Source organism: Streptomyces sp. NPDC085866, from assembly GCF_044541035.1.
Taxonomy (GTDB): domain Bacteria; phylum Actinomycetota; class Actinomycetes; order Streptomycetales; family Streptomycetaceae; genus Streptomyces.
In genome coordinates, this window is record NZ_JBITSQ010000017.1 from 210,057 (window position 1) to 229,756 (window position 19,700).

At 66.7% G+C, this 19,700-nt stretch carries 9 protein-coding genes; 7 read left to right on the plus strand and 2 right to left on the minus strand.

Features of this window, described 5'->3' with window-relative positions:
* Positions 1-84 precede the first annotated feature (84 nt).
* From ACIF83_RS36250 to ACIF83_RS36260, 3 genes are all read left to right on the plus strand, one after another.
* Positions 85-423, plus strand: coding sequence for a hypothetical protein (locus ACIF83_RS36250; protein WP_399733492.1), 339 nt, complete (start codon positions 85-87; stop codon positions 421-423).
* Positions 424-455: 32 nt separating this feature from the next.
* Positions 456-4,271, plus strand: coding sequence for an FxSxx-COOH system tetratricopeptide repeat protein (gene fxsT / locus ACIF83_RS36255; protein ID WP_399733570.1), 3,816 nt, complete (start codon positions 456-458; stop codon positions 4,269-4,271).
* Between the two features lie 219 nt (positions 4,272-4,490).
* A complete protein-coding gene (locus ACIF83_RS36260) occupies positions 4,491-5,093 on the plus strand; it encodes a DUF6000 family protein (protein ID WP_399733495.1) in 603 nt (200 codons plus the stop codon).
* On the opposite strand, the gene ACIF83_RS36265 is transcribed toward ACIF83_RS36260, so the two are convergent.
* Positions 5,068-5,634 (minus strand): hypothetical protein, encoded by a 567-nt coding sequence (locus ACIF83_RS36265; RefSeq protein WP_399733578.1) that lies wholly within the window; start codon positions 5,632-5,634, stop codon positions 5,068-5,070. The two genes, ACIF83_RS36260 and ACIF83_RS36265, sit on opposite strands and share 26 nt — an antisense overlap.
* Entirely contained in the window at positions 5,556-6,752 is a 1,197-nt protein-coding gene (locus ACIF83_RS36270; protein ID WP_399733498.1) for an ISL3 family transposase, read from the minus strand. The genes ACIF83_RS36265 and ACIF83_RS36270 overlap by 79 nt, the downstream gene beginning before the upstream one ends.
* Positions 6,753-6,931: 179 nt before the next feature.
* Between ACIF83_RS36270 and ACIF83_RS36275 the strand changes: the two genes are divergently transcribed.
* The 4 genes from ACIF83_RS36275 (at position 6,932) to ACIF83_RS36290 (ending at position 19,503) form a co-directional block, all read left to right on the plus strand.
* On the plus strand, positions 6,932-7,369 hold the full coding sequence (locus ACIF83_RS36275) for an NUDIX pyrophosphatase (RefSeq protein WP_399733501.1): 438 nt from the start codon (positions 6,932-6,934) through the stop codon (positions 7,367-7,369).
* A gap of 1,024 nt (positions 7,370-8,393) precedes the next feature.
* On the plus strand, positions 8,394-11,945 hold the full coding sequence (locus ACIF83_RS36280) for a LamG domain-containing protein (RefSeq protein ID WP_399733573.1): 3,552 nt from the start codon (positions 8,394-8,396) through the stop codon (positions 11,943-11,945).
* A gap of 149 nt (positions 11,946-12,094) precedes the next feature.
* Positions 12,095-19,027, plus strand: coding sequence for a polymorphic toxin-type HINT domain-containing protein (locus ACIF83_RS36285; protein ID WP_399733504.1), 6,933 nt, complete (start codon positions 12,095-12,097; stop codon positions 19,025-19,027).
* On the plus strand, positions 19,024-19,503 hold the full coding sequence (locus tag ACIF83_RS36290) for a hypothetical protein (RefSeq protein ID WP_399733507.1): 480 nt from the start codon (positions 19,024-19,026) through the stop codon (positions 19,501-19,503). Before ACIF83_RS36285 ends, ACIF83_RS36290 begins: the two co-directional genes overlap by 4 nt.
* Positions 19,504-19,700: the final 197 nt, after the last annotated feature.

A 19,700-nucleotide genomic window follows, 5' to 3' on the forward strand; every position in this document is an offset into this window, starting at 1 on the left:
CCCCGCAAGATGCCCCTCATACGGCCCATAAGCTGTCCGGATATGCGCTATCTTGCCAATCGTCGGCCGTGAAGAGGGGGGCTCGTGTCTAGTGTGATTTGGATTAGCGCGGACGACGCGGAAGAGGACCTCCTTTCCTTCTATCAATGGCTGCAAGACGAGCCAGACATCCGTCGCCATGCGGTGATCTCCATGGAGGCTTCAGCCGCAGGTGAGGGCGAGATGGGGGGAGCTCTCGATGTCGTGAAGCTAGTGATCGACACTAATTTTCAGATCTTGAACTTCGGCCTCGCCTACGCCGCCTGGCGCGGCACCCGCAGGCAGCCCTGCTCACTGTCCGTCGAGCGTGATGGTGTGAGGATCACCCTTGACGGTGGCGACCCGGACGCCGTCGCCCGAGTTCTCAGGGCGCTCGAGGAGTGAACGCCGTTCCCAACCCCACCGCATCCCGTGCGGTGCTCATCGGGACCAGCCACTACACCGGCTCACTGCAGAACCTTCCCGCAGTCGCCGCCAACCTCGAAGCGCTCGCTGAGGTCTTGTGCTCTCCAGACGTGCTGGGTTTACCCGCACAGAACTGCGTCGTCGTCGCTGATCCGGACACTCCGGCGCAGATGATCGACCCGATCGTTCACGCTGCCACAGAAGCCACAGACACACTCCTGGTGTACTACGCCGGACACGGGTTGCTCGCCCGGCAGGCTGCGGAACTCCATCTTGCGCTGACAGGCTCGGACCAACAGAGAGCCTCATACACCGCCGTCCCATACGGAGTGATCGGCGAGGAGATGGCCAGAACCCGCGCCGAGCGGCACGTCGTCGTCCTGGACTGCTGTTACAGCGGACGCGCTCTGGGCCGGATGGGCAGCAGCGACCCCGCGACAGCGTTGGCCGACGAGGCGGCGATCGAAGGTACCTATGTGATCGCCGCTGCCGGTGAGACCAAGACCGCACTGGCCATACCCGGTGAACGCCACACCGCATTCACAGCCGAACTTCTCACCACCCTCCAGCACGGGATCACGGGCGAAGGGCCCCACCTCAGCCTCGACACCATCTACAACGAAGTCGCAGCGTCTCTCAGAGCCAAGCAGCGACCCCGTCCGCAGCGCCGCACCCGAAACACCGCAGGCCAGCTGATCCTTGCCCGCAACAGGGCCTATCGTGAACGCGCCGAAGACCCCAAGCCGGCCGCCCCGTCCCCACCGCACGATTTCGAGCCCACACATGTGAGGACATTGGTCAGGAAGGCATTCGACCACACTGTCGCGTTCACCCCCCACCGCACGCGTCCGAGCCCTGCGGGCGCGGCCGCGAGTGTCTTGATCGTCTACGCCGGTCATCACCAGGCCTGGGCGGCGTGGATCGCGCAGTGCCTGGAGCGCCACGGCCACCGGGCAGCGCTTCAGCGCTGGGACCCTCCGCGTGAGGCGTCGTTGGATGACTCTCTCGGTGACCTGCTGCTGTCCGGCGGGCAGGTGCTGCTGGTCCTCGATGACTGGTTCTTCAGCCTCGGCCCGCGCCCCGCGGGTGATTGGAACGAAGCGCTGAGCGGCTTCATCGCCGCACACGCCGACCGCTTTGCCGCCGTCAACCTCACCAACCGGCCCCTGCTCCCGGCCACCGCAGTCCTGGAACCGGCCAGCCTGTGGGGACTGAGCGAGGAGGCCGCCGAGGAGCGCCTGCTGAGCCGACTCGGCCTGGAGCGCCAGCGCGTCCCGAGGCCGTCCGCGGGCCGAGCCCGCTACCCCGAGACCCGCTGCGAGATCTGGGGCGAGGTCCCGCGCCGGAACCCGCGGTTCACCGGCCGCGACGACCTGCTCACCACCCTCCACCAGCGGCTTGCCGACGCCGAGCGTGGTGCTGCGGTCTGCACCCTGTTGGGCATGTCCGGCATCGGAAAGACCCAGCTGGCAGCCGAGTACGCGTACCGCTTCAGTACGGACTACGACCTGGTGTGGTGGGTCAACTCCGAGGACCGCAACATCCTGCGCGACCGGCTCGGCGAACTCGCCGTGGGACTCGGCCTGCGGATCGGCAGCGAGCTGGGCGAGCGCATCCGCGCGGTCCGCAACGCACTGCGGCGCGGGGAGCCGTACGCCAACTGGCTGCTGATCTTCGATGGTTGGGAAGACACCGATGGCATCAACGCGCTGCTTCCACAGGGCCCCGGCCACGTCCTGATCACCTCGCGTAACCGGGCCTGGAGCAAAGATACCGACATCTTGGATGTTCCGGCCTTCCATCGTGTTGAGTCCACCGCCTATCTGATGCGCCGAGCCCCGCACATCACCGCCGAGCAGGCCGACGAGGTGGCGGCCGAGTGCGAAGACATCCCACTGCCGCTGGTGCAAGCCGCCGGCTGGCTCGGCGGGTCGGGCATGGAAGCGCCCGAGTACCTGCGCATGGTCCGAGAGCGTGGGCTTTCCACGGTCGACGCTCCCGCCGCCGGCGACGGATTCCCGCAGTCGTCCATGACATCCTGGTCGGTACTGCTCAACCAGCTCAGCCGCGTCCAGCCCCAGGCCGTCGATGTCCTCAGCCTGTGCACGGCCTTCGCGCCGGGCTGCATTCCCCTCGGTCTCATCCGTTCCTGCCCACAGGCCGAACTCCCCGAGGAACTGCGATGGATGGCCACCGACTCGCGAGCCTGGACCCTGGCACTGGACGCGCTGGTCAACTACTCGGTGCTTACCCGCGAAACCCGCGGACCGGATGGCGCCGAGATGGGCCCGTACCAGGAGTCGGTGCACATACACCGGCTGGTCCACGACATCGTCTCCAAGCTGACCAGTGAGGACAGCCGAGTTGTGCACCGCCAGGCAGTCCGCACCCTGCTGGCCCATGCCGACCCTGGCAACCCCCTCGACAGCCGTAACTGGCCCCGGTACGCGGAGCTGCTGCCCCACCTGGAGCCCTCGGGCGCGCTGAGCAGCGCCCAGCCCCGGGTCCAGGAGACCGTCCTGAACTGCCTGCGCTACTGCTTCCGCAGCGGGGAGTACCAGAGTGGCCTGGACCTCGCCCCTCGCGTCCGTGACCGCTGGTCCCGGACCATGGACCCGCTGGACCCGCCCATGCTCGACCTGACCATGCAGGAGAGCAACATCATGCGGGCGAGCGGCCGGTTCCGTGAGGCGTACGACCACGACCGCGGCGTCTTGCAGAGGCTGAGGGCCGCCGACCAGCGCAACGAGCTCGGCGAGTTCAACACCGAGGGAGCCATGGCCAACAGCCTCCGTCTCCTGGGGCGGTACCAGGAGGCCCATGAGATTCAGCGTGAGGTCCTCGATGGCATGCGACGGCTGCTCGGCCTGGATGAGCTCACCACGATGGCCGCCCAGCACGACCTCGGTGTCGGTCTGCGACTTCTCGGCAGGTACGCCGAGGCGTGCGAACTCGATCTGGAGACTCTTGCCCGCCAGGAGAGCGTCTTGCGTGCGAGGCACATGGACACCCTCCGTTCGGGCAACGCCCTTACCAACGACCTGCGCCTACTGGGCCGTTACCGCGATGCGCTCGCCCGCCAGGAGCCGGTGGCCCGCCTCCATGTTCAGGTGCTGGGCCCACGGCATCCGCAGACCCTGTCGGCCCGCGGACTGCTGGTCATGTGCCGCCGTCGCGAAGGCGGCCAGAGGCAGGACGTGGGGCCCGAGATGGCAAGTCTCCTCGACCAGGTAGCCGAGGTGCACGGCCGCGAGCACTACCGCACCCTGGCCCTCATCACCAACTACGGCAGCTACCTGCGGGAACACGGCGATCTCTCGCAGGCACGGGAGCTGATCGACGAGGCCGAGGCCGGCTACCGAGCCCTCCTCGGACCCTCCCACCCTGTAGCCACCGGCATGCTCTCCAACTCCGGGCTCGTCATGCAGGTCGCCGGTGAACGCGTCGAGGCCATGTCGACGCTCGAGACGTCCTTCGTGGGCCTCACCGCCACCCTCGGTGCCGACCACCCCTGGGTCCTCGGCTGCGCCCTCAACGCGGCCAGCGCCTGCAACCTGAACGGCCGGATCGCCGACGCCGTCGAGCTGAGCCGGGACACCCTGCGCCGGGCCCGGCACACGCTCGGGCAGGAGCACCCGCTCACCCTCTCCTGCCAGGTGGCGCTCGCCGCGGACCTGCGGGCCGGCCGTGAACGCGAGGAGGCGGGAAAGCTGGAGGAGGACGCTCTGCTCGGGCTCACCCGCACTCTGGGCGCCCAGCACCCGCACACCGTCTCCGCCCGCCAGCGCACCCGCCCCTACTGGGACTTCGAGCCTTACCTGGATTGACGGGCAGCACGAGATCGGCCCGGCCCCGAGTCACCGCCATGTGGCTTTGTCCATGAGAACGGGCTCTGGCTCATCTTCTGTGGAGCAGTGACGCTGCGTGCTGTCGAAACCCTGCTCACCCGACCTGGGTCCCAGGTGGCGTCCCACCCGTCTCGGGGCCACCGCAGGCGTATTCCGCCCGCGCCCTCAGCTGCGTGCTCGTCGCGAGAGGATGGGGTGGTGATCCGCTACGACCCCGAGATACAGGCCCTGTACCGCCGCTATTGCCTCCCTGCGCGCCGCTACCTGAAGCTTGGCGGAGCGGTACTTCGCATGTCGCGCGAGGAGTACGAGCCGTTCGTTCATGCCCTGGCCGCTGATGCGAGGGCTGTTACCGACGCCGAGCTCACCATCCTCTTCGAGGGCAGCTGGCGCGAGCGGCGCACCGCGGCATGGCTCGCCGCCGTCTCGCGCCGTGACCACTTCCGCGAGCGTCTGGGAGCACTGCTGCTGGAGAGCGAGGTCTGCTGCGCGGGTGGGGCCTACTGCGTGGCGTTGGCGAGTTTCGGCACCACGCGGGACGCCGACCTGCTCGCCGCTTACCTGGATCGCTACCTGCATCGGCCCGACCTCGCCTACGATCAGCCGACAGCCATGGGCGCCCTGGCGTACACCGACTCCGTCCTGCACAGCGACCGGGCCAGCCGTTTCCTCCAGGAGGGCGGCCTGTGGCGGCAGTGGTTCCAGGACGCGCCCCACATGCACGGCGATGACGGCATCTCCACCTACCTGGGCGGCATCCGCCTCGCCTGCGCCGTCATCGACGAATGCGCCGACACCTGACCCCATCGGTCTTGTTCGCGTCGAAGACTCTGGCTCGTCGCCCTTGACGCGGCGACCCTCCGTCATGCCAGTAGGACGCGTTTGCGGAGAAGTTGGAAGCCTGCCCGCCCGAACATCTGGCGCTTGAGCATCTTGATCCGGTTGACATGACCTTCGACCGCACCTGAACTCCAAGACAGAGTGAGTCCGGCGGTGATGGCGTCGAGGTCGCGTCGATGCCAGCAGCGAGGGTGTGGCAGCTGGGCAGGTCGTCCTGTCGGACGGCGTCGAGCCAGTCCGGGAGACGCTCGCCTTGGCGGTCGGTGAGCATGACCGCGAAGGACCGGATGTGTCGGGTGAGTGCGTCGAGTTCGGGGCACTGGGTGCGGACGGTCTTGAGCTGGAGTTGTTCGGGCTCGGTGAGGGTTTCCGGGCGTCTGAGGATCCATCCGGAGACCGTTCGGGGCGACGGCGGCCGGGCGGTCACCGGTCGCGGTGAGGTGCGCTTCTTGTACAGGTAGGCGCGAACGCGCTGGTGGCTGCCCTTGTAGCCGAGCGGCACGATCTCCTCCCACAGCTTCCAGGCGTTGGTGAAGCCCTCGTTCCAGCGGTCGTCCAGGTAGGGCTTATAATCGTCGAGTACCGAGGTCCGGTGCTGCCACTGGCCGGTGAACAGGTCCTCCGGCTTCGCAGCATCGGCAAACCGTTTGACGGTGTGTCAGGCCATGCCGAGCTGCCGCTGGACCGAACGCAGGCTGTCCTGCCTCCAGGAGTGCCGTGAACGGCGGCGTGCCGGGACCTGATGCGGTCGGCGAACCGGTGCCCGGTCGGCCATGGCGAACCGGACGGTTCTTCTTCCGGGGCGGGCTCAGGCTCGGGTTCGGCGGTGGCCGGGACAAGGGCTCGCAGGCAGCGGCGGTGCTGGGCGACGGTCCGTTCTGCGGCCTCGCTCAGGTTGTGCCAGAGGTGCCACCGGTCCGCGACCTGGACGGCCTGCGGGGCGCCGGCGGAGGCACCTTCGGCGAAGAACGGCGCACGGTCGCGGCAGACGACCTCAATGCCCGGCCGTTCGGCGAGCCAGGCCGCCAGGCTGGACGCCTCCCAGTCCGGCAGCAGATCAACGGGGCGGCGGGTCTCGATGTCGACGAGGACGGTGCCGTAGTGGCGGCCCTTGCGGGTGGCGTACTCGTCGACGCCGACCACCCGCGGCGCGGGGACATCGGGCTCGGGCAGCGCATCGACCAGCCGGAGCACCGTGCTGCGGCTGACGGACACCCCGAGAACGCGGGCGATGCGGGCTCCGGCCCGGCCCGCGAGGGCCAGGCCGACCGCGGCCAGGGTGGAGCGCAACCGCTCGGTCCGCTGACCGTGCCGACGCGTCAAGCCGGGTATCTGCTCGACGAAGGTACGGCGTGCGCAGCCCGAGTTCCCGCAGGTGAACCGACGGACCCTCAGATGGAGAACAACGCTTCGGCCACCGCTCAGCACATCAGCGGGAAACCGCAGGTAGGAACCATGAACCCGGTTCGACCAGACTCCGCAGACCGGGCACAGGGCACCGCTCGCGATGCATTGCGCGTCAACGCGCACTATCTCGATGTTCACGTCCACCGACAGCACCGCGACGTCCGCGATCGACGGGAACAACAACTCCTTCAGCCAGCGCGCGACCTCTTCCACGGCCCCGAACTGTTGGCCCAACTGTCTTGTCCACGGACCATTTTCGGGCGACTTCGCGCATGACTCGAAGGTGTCCGGATGCCACTCAGAGTAGCCGCGTCACAGAAGTTGAGCCAGAACCCGCTGAACAACGTCACAGCCACCCTGACCACGGCCCTGCACGCATAAGGTCGGACTCTGTGACGACCGAATACAGCATCGAGTGCTGGATCACCAGCCCTGACCAGGACGTCCTCCTCCTCCACGTACCGGCTCGGCCGGGCAAGCACGACGCCTTCTGGCAGCCGATCACCGGCGGCATCGAAGACGGTGAGGCTCCGCTCGAGGCCGCTCTCCGTGAGATCCGAGAGGAGACCGGGCTGGCGCTCATCGCCACGCAGCTCATCGAGATCGCCACAGACCTAACTGTCGTCATCTCCGCCGAGCTGACCATCAGTAAGACTCTGTACACCGCCAGCACATCGGACACCACGGTGCGCATCAACCCGCACGAACATCAGAACCACCAGTGGCTTCCGCCCGCTCGTGTCGCCGAGACCCTCTTCTGGGATAGCAATCGCGAGACCTGGAAGCTGGTCAGCCAGCACTACGCCAAAAGCCCCGAGCATGATGAGTAGGCAACCCCACGAGCGGCTCGAAGCCGCCGTCTGCTGCCGCCTCAGCCCGATCTCGCATAACCAGGCGTCGCACAAGAACACCCACTACGAGAGCGTCGCGTGCGTCATCACCACGAAACCGCTAGTCGACGCAGCGATCGCTGGAAATGGCTCGATGCGGCTTGACGCCAACCTCAACATCGATCCGGCCGCGATCTACCCTCGCCTCCCAGCCCCGACACACTGATCAGCTGTCCACCAGCCCGGACGAAGATTGCCCACCCAACAGGACGCCCTCGGATCATCCACCCGGACTTCTCAAAGGGTCGTTGCTATTCGGCCTTTGATGGTGCATCCGGGCTGTCTTGGTGGACGGCAGTGTCGCCGTGGAAGCCATGGGTGCACAAAGGCCAGGGCGACAGCGACGGCCGAGGCGGCAAGACGTATGCGGGCAAAGCCCCCCTTGAAGTGAGGCATCGCAGCGGGAGTTTGCAGAGGTTTGAGCGGCTTACTGGCCAACTCGGGGCGGGGGTGCGGGCGCTGGCGGCGGGAGCAGGATTTGGGTCGGTCGGGAGCGGGGTGCTGTACGGCCTGCCCGTGCTGTTGGTGACGTCCTGTCTGCGTGCTGCGGGTGTCTGAGTCCTGCTGGTCCGGGCCGCGTGATGTTTCTGTGAATGCCCTGTTTTATGTAGGCGAGTTCGGTGGCTGGATTTATCTGTGCAGGTCAGGGTGGCGCCAGAGTGGTCGTGTGATCGACCCCACAGATAATTGACTGCTGTGGGTAGCCGGATCTTTACTTTGCATGACCTTTACAAGATTCATATGCGGGGGGATTCGGTGAAGCCTGTGAGGGCTCGTGTGACGCCGATGAGGAGGGCACGAAGAGCACGCGCCTGCCTTTGGGGCGGTGTCGCGGCCACGCTCGTCCTGTCGGTGCTGCCTGGGCTACCTGCCGCAGCGCTGGGGATGTCGACGCCCACTGCGGCGGATACCGGGGTGTTGGGTGAGGCCACTGTCTGCGCGGGCGCAGGAGTCGGGGGAGCCGGTGGAGGTGACGGCGGATCGGACCGAGTACTCCACGACCAAGGCGAATCCGGACGGTTCGTTCACGCTGACGCAGTCCACGACGCCGCAGCGGGTGAAGGAGGCGGACGGTAGCTGGGGCGCGGTCGATCCGGTGCTGGAGCGTCGTGCTGACGGCCGGGTTGCTCCCAAGGGTGCTGTGGTGGACCTGTCGTTCTCCGGTGGTGGCTCGGGTTGGGACATGATCCGTCTGGGCAAGGACGGACGGTCCATCACCCTGGGCTGGTCCGGGAGCCTGCCGGAGCCGAGCCTGGACGGTGCAACGGCGACTTATGCGAACGTGTTTGACGGTGTGGACCTGCAGTTGACGGCCACGGCCGAGAGCTACCGGGAAGTCCTGGTCGTCAAGACACCCGAGGCGGCGCAGAACCCCGCTCTGGAGCAGGTCAGGCTCGCCGCATCCGGGGATCGTCTGTCCGTGGCGCCGGGCGCCGGTGGGGGCCTGCGAGCCATCGACGAGGACGGCAACGCCGTCTTCCGCGGCCCGGCAGGCCAGATGTGGGACTCCGCCGGTGACGCTGAGTCAGGCTCCCAGACCCAACTGATGCGCACCGACACCCCCGTGTCCGCGAACGGCCAAGCGCAGGACGATCCGTCGCAGCCGGGGGAGGGCGATGCCACCGCTGTGCTGCCGGTCAAGGTCGATGACGGCGCCGTCGCCGTGCACCCCGACCTCGAGCTGCTGCGCGGCAAAAGCACCGTCTACCCCGTCTACATTGACCCCTCGGTCGGGCTCGGCGTCTCGGAGCGCACGAAGCTGTCCTCCGACGGTGACAAGTTCTGGATGTTCGACGGTGACAAGGGCGTCGGCAAGTGCGGCTCGGCAGACGGCTACTACTGCGGCGGCGGCTACGTCGACCGGATGTACTTCGAGTTCGCTCCCACCAAGCTGGCCGGCAAGTACGTGCTGGATGCCACCTTCCGGGCCCATGAGACGTGGTCGTTCAACTGCGACCCGCACGGGGTGGACCTGGTACGCACCGACAACATCTCGGAGGGCACCCGGTGGCCCGGCCCCAAGCAGCTGGACCTGATGGGCGACCAGAACGTTGCGGCGGGCCGCGGCGATCTGTGTAGCCCCGACCAGCCCGACAAGTGGGTCGAGTTCAAAGACAACCCGAACGAGTCGGACGAGAACTTGAAGAGCACTGTCCGCTCCTTCGCGGACGGCAAGATCAGCCGGCTCACGCTGATGCTGCGTGCCAAGGACGAGAGTGACCCGCGGGCCTGGAAGCGGTTCGATGACAGCGCTGAGCTGTCGGTGGTCTTCGCCTACAAGCCGGGCGTGCCCACGAACGTCGGGGTGATTGCAGGCGAGAGGGGCACGGCCCAGTGCTACAAGTCGTCGTCGAACCCGCTCGTGGCGACGATCAAGACTCCGACGGTCCAGGCCATGGTGCAGACGCTGGTGCAGCCACACAAGGGCGACCAGGCAGCTGCGTTGCAGGCCGAGTTAGTTGTCGAACGCGGTGATGACTCGCCTTGGCACCAGGTGTGGACTGGATACAGGCCTGACAAGGGCTGGGCTCCGGACGGGAGGCTGGAGACGCTGGCCACCAGCGAGCGTGCCGATGGGGGCTTGTACCGGTACAGGGCTCGCACGCAGTCGCACTGGTCCTATGACGGCAAGAGTGGCGACCTGTGGTCGTCCTACAGTCCCTGGTGCTACTTCAAGATCGACTCGTCGGCGCCGAAGGCTCCACGGATCACTCCAGGCTCTCCGTACACGGAGTGCACAGCGAACCTCTGCGAGGGCAAGGGCGGCCCGGGCGTTCCCGGATCGTTCACCTTCCAGCCCAACGCCGCGGACATCAACGACGCCGGGCACACCGACATCACCGCCTACGAGTACAAGCTGCTGTCCACGCCCACGAAGACGGTCTCGGGCAGCCTCAAGGCTGATGCGAAGAACGTGACACCACGGCTGTCGGGAACTCAGGTGCTGTCGGTGCGGGCCAAGGACGTCCACAACCGGTGGGGCACACCCGCGGAGTTCGCTTTCAAGGTGGCCCCGGCCCCTGACGCTGTGGGGCGCTGGCATTTCGACGACGCGGCACCCGGCTCCGGGACGACGGTGGCCAAGGACAGCGCGACGGAGGGCACCCGGCACGACGCCACGCTGCAGACGGGCGGTACGGGATGGTCCACCCTTGCCCGCCGTGGCGATGCCGACTACTCGTTGTGGCTCAATGATGGTTCGGACGACACCCTGCGCTCGGGCTATGCCGCCACCGCCGTGCCGGCGGTGAACACCAAGGACTCCTTCACCGTCTCGGCCTGGGTGTACCTGACGGACACTTCGCAGAACCGCGTGGTGCTTTCAGCTCCGGGCACGTACGGGTCGGCGTTCACGCTGTACTACTCCACGTCCTACAAGACGTGGGTCTTCAACCGCACTGCCGGGGATGTCAAGGACAATCCGGTGTATCTGCGGTCGATCGCCGACGCGGGCCCTCCGCCGCTGAGGGTGTGGACGCACCTGGCGGCCGTCTTCGACACCAAGGATGACGCCGACAAGACGAACGACACGATCCAGCTGTACGTCAACGGCCGCCCGCAGGGCAAGCCGGTGGTGCTGAACGATCTGTCCACCGCCTACCAGCCGTGGACGTCGACGGCCGGTCTGCAGTTCGGCCGCTCGCTGGCCGGCGGCGTCTGGGGCGACAACTTCCGTGGCCGCATCGACGAGGTCGCCGTATGGCAGTACGCGCTCACGCCCGATCAGATCGTCGAGGACGCGAAGCTTGTGCAGGACGGCGTACGGGCCAACGAGCTCGTCGCGCACTGGGACGCCACTGCGGCCAAGGGCGGCGAGATCCCGGAGAACACGCCCTACCCGGCGGCGTCGATGAAGCTGGCGCCCAGCGGGACCACAGTGAACGAGGACGACAACGCCCTCTTCCTGGACGGCACCAGCCAGTATGCCGCTTCCACGGGCCCGGTGGTCGACGAAACCGGATCGTTCACCGTCTCCGCCAGCGTCCGCCTGGACGCACAGGCACTGAAGGCGAAACCGGTCGGCTACAAGGCCCAGGTGGCAGCACAGCGCATGGGCGGCGAATCCTCCTGGGCCCTGTGGGTGGTCAAGCCCGCCGAAGACACCTACCAATGGAAGTTCACCCGCACCGCGGTGGACGAGGCCGGCAAGGCGACCCAGAACGCGGAAGTTCCCGCCGGCGACGTGGCCGTCACCGACTCGTGGGTGCAGATCACCGGCGTGTTCGACGCTCAGGAGGACTGGGAGTGGACCGACCCCTCCGATGCCACCAAGACCGAGACCCGCTACGGCAAGCTCCACCTGTACGTCGGTGAACTCGACCAACCGGCTGACGACACGGCCACCTTCAACACCCCGCAGCAGGGCAGCGGAGAACTGAGCCTGGGACGAGGCACCACCGCGGGCACCACCGGCAACTACCTGCCCGGCGGCCTGCAGGACTTGAGGATCTGGACCGGAGCCATGAACGCCGACCAGGTGCGCTCCCAGGTCCTCGACAGCCCCGACAGCGCCTGAACAACCGCCATGACGGGCGGCCCGCTCACCGAGCGGGCCGCCCCGGACAGCCGCCCCCACGCCCGCCTGCTTCGATGCTCTGCATTTTTCGCTCCCAACGGCACGCGCCCGGCCGGCACACCCCCGGGCGCCTCGTAGGAAGACCCATCATGAATCCCTTTGGCATACCCCGACCTCCCGTAGGCCGCGGGTCCGGGCCAAGAGAGCGCTGGTTGCGGCGTATCGCCGCAGCAACCGGCCTGGCACTTGTGCCGGGGCTGCTGACTCCCGTCGCTTTCGCCGAGGACACACACCCGCTGGGTCGTCCGCACCTGGAGGCGCCGCACGCCACCAAGGTCAGGCCGTTCACCGCGAAGGTGAACAAGAAGGCCGTGGCCGAGGTGAAGCAGGCCGCTGAGGCCGACCGGGTGGCATCCGCCCGAGCCCGCCACGACCAGCAGCGCAAGGTCACCTGGCCGACAGCCGGCAAGGCATCGGTGAGCGTGCCCCGTACGGGAAGCCACCAGGCCAAGCCGGGCTCGCTGCCCGTCACCGTCGCCGCACCCGGCAAGGGCAAGACGGCCGACTCTGTTGCTGTTGAGATCCTGGACCAGAAGACGGCCGCCAAACTCGGCGTCAAGGGCGTGGTCCTCAAACTCACGGGTCCCGACGCCGGCGGCAAGGCCCGGCTCGGCATCGACTACTCCGCCTTCGCCTCCGCCTACGGCGGTGACTGGGCCGGGCGCCTTCAACTGATGCGCCTGCCCGACTGCGCCCTGAAGGATCCGTCGGCCGCGAAGTGCCGCAAGCGCATCGAGCTGGATTCGGTCAACAACCGCGAGAAGGACAGCATCGCGGCTCCCATGAGCTTCGCCTCCGGCGGGCAGACAATGATGCTGGCCCTGGCCGCGGGTACCAAGTCCGGTGCTGGCACCTACAAGGCGACGCCGCTGTCCTCCTCATCGACATGGGAGGCCGGCGGCTCGTCGGGATCGTTCACCTGGTCCTACCCGCTGCGGGTGCCGCCCGCGGCGGCCGGCCCTCAGCCGGACCTGTCGATCTCTTACGACTCCAGCGCAGTCGACGGTCAGACAGCCAACACCAACAATCAAGGCAGCCAGGTCGGCACGGGCTTCGATCTCACCTCGTCCTACATCGAGCGCAAGTACGGCTCCTGCGACGACGACGGCCAGGACGGCAAGTACGACCTGTGCTGGAAGTACGAGAACGCCTCGCTCGTGTTGAACGGCAAGGCCACCGAGCTGGTCTTGGACGACACCACGGGCGTATGGCGCCTGAAGGACGACGACGCCTCCACCGTCACCCATTCCACTGGTGCCGACAACGGCGATGACGGCACCACCGGCATCGACGGCAAGGGCGAGTACTGGACGGTCATCACCGGTGACGGTACGAAGTACGTCTTCGGCCTGAACAAGCTCGACGGCGCCCCTGATAGCGACCGCACCAACTCGGTGTGGACCGTACCTGTCTTCGGCGACGACCCCGTCGAGCCCGGCTTCACCAGCGGCGACACGTTCGCCGACCGGGCGAAGATGCAGGCCTGGCGGTGGAACCTCGACTACGTCGAAGACACCCACGGCAACGCCATGTCGTACTGGTACACCGCTGAGCACAATAACTACGACAAGCTCGGCGACGACAACACCGGCACCGATTACACCCGCGGCGGCTACCTCAAGGAAATCCGCTACGGCCAGCGCTCCGACGCCCTCTTCTCCGGTTCCCCTGCCGTATCCGACAAGGTCGTCTTCGACTACGAGGAGCGCTGCCTGGCATCCGGCGCCGGCTGTGACTCACTGACGAAGGACACGCGGGACAACTGGCCGGACGTTCCGTTCGACGCGATCTGCAAGGACGGCGACAAGTGCACCGGCAACGTCGGTCCCACGTTTTTCACGCGCAAGCGGCTGACGGCGATCACCACCTACGCGTGGAACGCGGCGGCTGCCACGCCCGGATTCGAGCGCGTTGATGTCTGGTCGCTCAAGCAGCTGTACCTCGACCCGGGCGACACCGGTGACTCCACCGACCAGTCGCTGTGGCTGGACGAGATCAAGCACACCGGCAAGCGCGGCACCGACCTGTCGCTGGACCCCGTCAAGTTCAGCCATGTCATGCTGCCCAACCGCGTGGACGGCACCGACAACATCCTGCCGCTGGACAAGCCACGCCTGAAGACCGTCACGTCCGAGACCGGCGCTCAGACGATCGTGACCTACATGGACGCCGACTGCACCGCGGCCGGCGCTAAGCCGAAGGTGGATGAGAACACCAAGCGCTGCTACCCGGTGTACTGGTCACCCAACGGCGAGAAGGACCCGATCCTCGACTGGTTCCAGAAGTACCCGGTCTACGCAGTGTCCACCAACGACCCCTTCGGCGGCTCGGAAGAGGTGCAGCACAGCTACCAGTACACCGGCGGTGGCGCCTGGCACTACGACGAGGACCCGCTGACCCCGGCCAAGGAGCGCACCTGGTCCATCTGGCGCGGCTACCAGCAGGTCACCCACGTCACCGGCGTCTCCGGGCACACGCAGAGCAAAGAGGTCACCTTCTATCTGCGCGGCATGAACGGCGACCGCGTACTCGGCCCGGACAACAAGGCCCCCGACCCCGACAAACGCAAGACCGTTGACGTGACCGGTATCAAGGCCGACAAGATCACCGATTCGGAACAGTACGCGGGCTTCACCCGTGAGTCGGTCACGTACAACGGCGACACCGAAGTCGGCGCAACCGTCAACGACCCGTGGTCGAAGCGCACGGCGACGCAGCACAAGTCGTACGCGGACACCGAGGCGTACTACGTGCGCACCGCCGCCACCCGCACCCGCACCAACATCACCAGCAAGCTCACACCGTACGACCGCGTGCACACGGTGAAGACGACCTACGACGACGACGGCATGGCCGAGACCGTCGAGGACGAGGGCGATGACTCGGTCACCGGCGACGAGAAGTGCACCCGCACCTGGTACGCCCGCAACACCAGCAACGGCATCAACTCCCTTGTCTCCCGCACCCGTACGGTCGCAGCCACCTGCGCGACCACGGACGGTTCGCTCGACCTGCCGGCCGATTCCAAGCGTTCCGGCGATGTCATCTCCGACACCGCCACCGTCTATGACGACACCGCGGCCACCACCTGGTCGGACTCGCAGAAGCCGACCAAGGGCGATGCCACCTGGACCGGCCGTGCCAAGGGATATGGCAGCGACGGCGCTCCGGTGTGGCAGAAGGTCGCCAAGACCACGTACGACACCCTCGGGCGTCCGCTGATCGTCGAGGACACCAATGGCCTGGCTGTGTCCTCGACCGCCTACACGCCGAAGGCCACGGGCCCGCTGACGTCGACGGCGGTCTCCGACGCCAAGACGTACACGACCACCACGGCTCTCGACTTCGCGACCGGCGCGACGCTGAAGGTCACCGACCCCAACAGCAAGGTCACCGAGAGCGAGTACGACAGCCTCGGCCGCATCACCAAGCTGTGGCTGCCCAACCGCAACAAGGTGCTGGGCAAAACCCCGAACTACGTCTACACCTACAAGATCACCAATGCGGACATGTCCTGGGTCTCCACCGCGGCCCTGAAGAACGACGGCTCCGGCTACAACACCTCGTACGAGTTCTACGACTCTCTGCTGCGCTCGCGCCAGACTCAGGCGCCCACCCCGCAGGGCGGCCAGCTCATCTCCCTGACCAGCTACGACGCGCGAGGCCTCGCGGTCAGCCGGCAGGGCGACATCTGGGACAGCACGTCACTGCCCAGCTCGAAGGCCGCGGAGATCTCCGGAGGCCAGGCACCGATCCAGACCGACACCACGTACGACGGGGCCGGACGCGCCACCAAGTCGGTGACCAAGGTCCACGGCGTCACCCGCTGGATGACCGACACCACCTACACCGGCGACACGGTCGCCACCACCGCCCCAGCCGGCGGCCAGGCGAGTGCCGTCGTCACCAACGCCCTGGGTCAGACCACCCAGCGCCGCGAGTACGCCGGCCCGACACCCACCGGCACGAACTTCACCACCACCGACTACACCTACACCCCCGCCGGCCAGCAGGAGACGGTCACCGGACCCGACCAGACCAAGTGGTCCTACACCTATGACCTCTTCGGCCGCCAGGTCACGGCGACCGACCCCGACAAGGGCAAGACCAGCAGCGAGTACAACGAACTCGACCAGCTCGTCAGCACGACCCCGAACGACGACGCCTCGAAGAAGCTGCTGTACGAGTACGACAAACTGGGCCGCAAGAAGGGCATGTGGCAGGTCGATAAGACCGACGCCAACAAGCTCGCCGCCTGGGGCTTCGACTCGGTGGCCAAGGGCCAGCAGGACACCGCCACCCGCTACGACGGCGGCGCCGTAAGCAGCGGCAAGGCCTACACCCAGAAGGTCACCGCCTTCGACGCGATGTACCACGTGACCGGCAGCGACCTGATACTGCCCGACACCGAATCCCTTGTCTCCGACGGTTACGTGAAGAACAAGCTGTCGTTCAGCACGGGCTTCAACCTGGACGGCACGATCAGCCAGTACTCCGCACCGGCGGTGGGCGGCCTGGCCGCCGAGACGGTCTCCTACACCTACAGCGCACTCGGAGGACAGCTCACCGCGACGGGAACCACCGGCTACCTGCAAGGCGCTGCCTTCTCCCCGCAGGGCGACCTGCGCCAGCTCACCCTGGGCAAGGACGGGACGTCATCGGCGAAGAAGGCCTACCTCAACTGGGACTACGAGGAGGGAACCCGGCGTCTGACCCGCTCCTTCGTCACCGATGACGTGCACGGCTACATGCCGCAGGAACTGAAGTTCACCCAGGACGACGCGGGCAACGTCACCTCGATCTTCGACGACACCACCCAGGGCGGCACGGCCAAGGCCGACTACCAGTGCTTCGCCTACGACGGCAACCGTCGCATGACCAAAGCCTGGACCCCGAAGAGCGCCGACTGCGCGACCTCCGGCCGCACGGCCGCCAACCTCGACGGCGCCGCCCCGTACTGGACCTCGTACACCTACACGGACGCGGGCCAGCGCAAGACGGAGACCCAGCACACCACGTCCGGTGACAAGAGCACGACGTACACCTACGACGACACCACGGACAACAAGCCGCACACCCTGGACAAGACGACCGGCGCCCGCACCGGCAGCTACACCTACGACAAGAGCGGCAACACCATGTCCCGCCCCGGTCCCACGGCCCAGCAGGCACTGGCCTGGAACACCGAGGGCGACCTGTCCAAGCTGACCGAGAGCGCGAAGGAGACGAGCTACCTCTACGACGCGGGCGGTGAACTCCTGATCCGCCGGGCCAAGGGAGACGGGGACACGATCCTCTACCTGGGCGCCGGCACGGAACTGCGCCTGACGACCAAGGGCACCGCGAAGACCGCGTCCGGTACGCGCTACTACACGGCGAACGGCCAGTCGATCGCGGTCCGCACGGCAACGTCCGGAGTCTCCGGCTCGAAGCTGAGCTTCCTGGCCGCCGACCACCACGGCACCTCTAGCATCGCCCTGGACGCCACCACGTACGCGGTCACCAAGCGCTACAGCACCCCGTTCGGCGCCCCACGGGGCACCAAGCCGACGTCCTGGCCGGACGACAAAGCGTTCCTGGGCAAGCCGACCGACGACACGACCGGCCTGACCCACGTGGGAGCCCGCGAATACGACCCCACCATCGGCCAGTTCATCAGCGTCGACCCCCTCCTGGAACTCGACAGGCACCAGACCCTCAACGGCTACAGCTACGGGGCCCAGAATCCCACCACCCAGTCCGACCCCACGGGCATGGGACTCGCCTGCGACGGAGCGGGAGGCCAACAGGAAGCCTGCCCCACGCGACCCGACGGAACCAAGGGCAACGGACGCCCCGGCGAAGGCGTCGACCCGAGCAAGCCGCGTCCATCGCGCCCGTGCAACAGCAGCTGCGGCACGTCGCACACCAGCAGCTCCGGCCACACCAGCAGCGGCGGTGGCGGTGGCTGGCTCGGTGCTGTCGTCAGCACTGTGGTCGACGAGGCAATAAACACTGGGCTCTCTTACGTCCAAGGCTCCTACCAGCAGTACCTCACGGAAAAGGGTTGCGTCCTCCATGGCGACGGCTGCAAGGACGTGGTCGGTTATCTCATCGGCTCCATCACGGGCGGTGGTGCGGCTGATGGGATGGCCTCGCGTGTAGCCGAGATATCCGGAGACTACGCAAACGGCCGGAGCGCCAAGGGCACAGGGAAGCTAGTATTCGACCTGGCGCTGCTATTGGGAACGCGAGGCGAAGGCGCTGAAGCCGAAGCCGATATGATGACATTGAGGGCCCTGAAAAGAGGGTGCAGCTTTACCCCAGCCACCCCGGTCCTCATGGCTCACGGCAAGACCAAACCCATCGGCGAGATCAAGACCGGGGACAAGGTCGAGGCCGCTGACCCCGCCAGCGGCAAACACAAAGGCCCGCGCAGCGTCACCGCCACCCTCATCAACCACGACTACGACCTCGTCGACCTCCGTATCCAGCGCGCCGACGGAACCACCGAAACCGTCCACACCAACGCTATACACCCCTTCTGGGACGACACCCTCCACACCTGGGTCCCAGCCGGCAAACTCCGTACCGGCCACGTCCTCACCACCGCGAGCAACCACCACGTCCACGTCGCCGCTGTCATCCCCCGTCCTGGCGATCGCGACATGTACAACCTCACCGTCGACGACCTCCACACGTACTATGTACTGGCTGGCGACACGGCGGTGCTGGTGCACAATTGCAACGGGCCTGTGAGCCTCTCAGATTACCAGATCGACACCCATATCCTGCCGAGGCACGGTCCCGGCTCGCCGGCATCGGGGAGCAAGTTCCACGAAGACATCGACCCAGACGACTACGAAGCCATCGCGAATGAGGTAGTGGCGAATGCGCCGGTGCCCGTCAAGGAGGATCCGGTGAGCGGTAACCATGCCCATGAGTACGACCTCAGACGGGTCGTCGGTGAGAACGGCGAAACCAGGGTCCGGGTCTGGATTGATGAAGATCGGAACGTCCAGACGATGCATCCAGTCAAATGATCGAAATTTCCTACACCCTTGGTAGTCAGGAAGGCCGTGGTGGATGGGAGATCCACAGAAACTGTGGGTCCGCCACGCGGGGTGAGCTGCTCTGGTCCTTCTTTCCGGCGAGCATCGCCATTCGGACGGATGATGCAGAGTGGCGGTGCGACAACTGCTGGATCCCGCTCCTGCACTTCGGCCTGTCGCTTCTCCATGTATGCGAACGCCTGCGGGACGAAGGGGAGGCTCGCTATGACTTCACTGAGGTGGAAGGGGAGATCGAGTTTCGTCGGCGAGGTGAGTGGGTGACCGTCGCGCCCTCGGACTCATTCCGGTCACTTCGGTGCACCTACGATGAGCTGTGTGCGGCCGCCGTGGCGCTCGCGCGTCGAGTGGTGTTCGATCTCGCCGAGCCCTATCCCGCGCTGCGGGAGACCGATGTCGCGGTTGACATGCTGGAGAGGGCGGCCAGGATCGGGCTGTCCAACGGCTGATTCGTGCCGCTCCGCCGCGGTGGCACAGGGGTCAGTTTCTTGGAGCGGATGGAGCTCGCCGAACTCCTTGTGGGCGATAGGGAGATCTTCCGCTTTTGTAGGTCTGCATTGACTGGCGGTGCCGATTTCAAAGTATGGATCGAGCCGACGTCGACGCAGGAGATCGCATCTATATATATTCCTGTCGGATGCGGACC

Bases quoted from the DNA above. Each gene is read 5' to 3' on its own strand.
- ACIF83_RS36285 (WP_399733504.1), top strand. From the start codon at position 12,095: ATGAATCCCTTTGGCATACCCCGACCTCCCGTAGGCCGCGGGTCCGGG.
- ACIF83_RS36290 (WP_399733507.1), top strand. From the start codon at position 19,024: ATGATCGAAATTTCCTACACCCTTGGTAGTCAGGAAGGCCGTGGTGGA.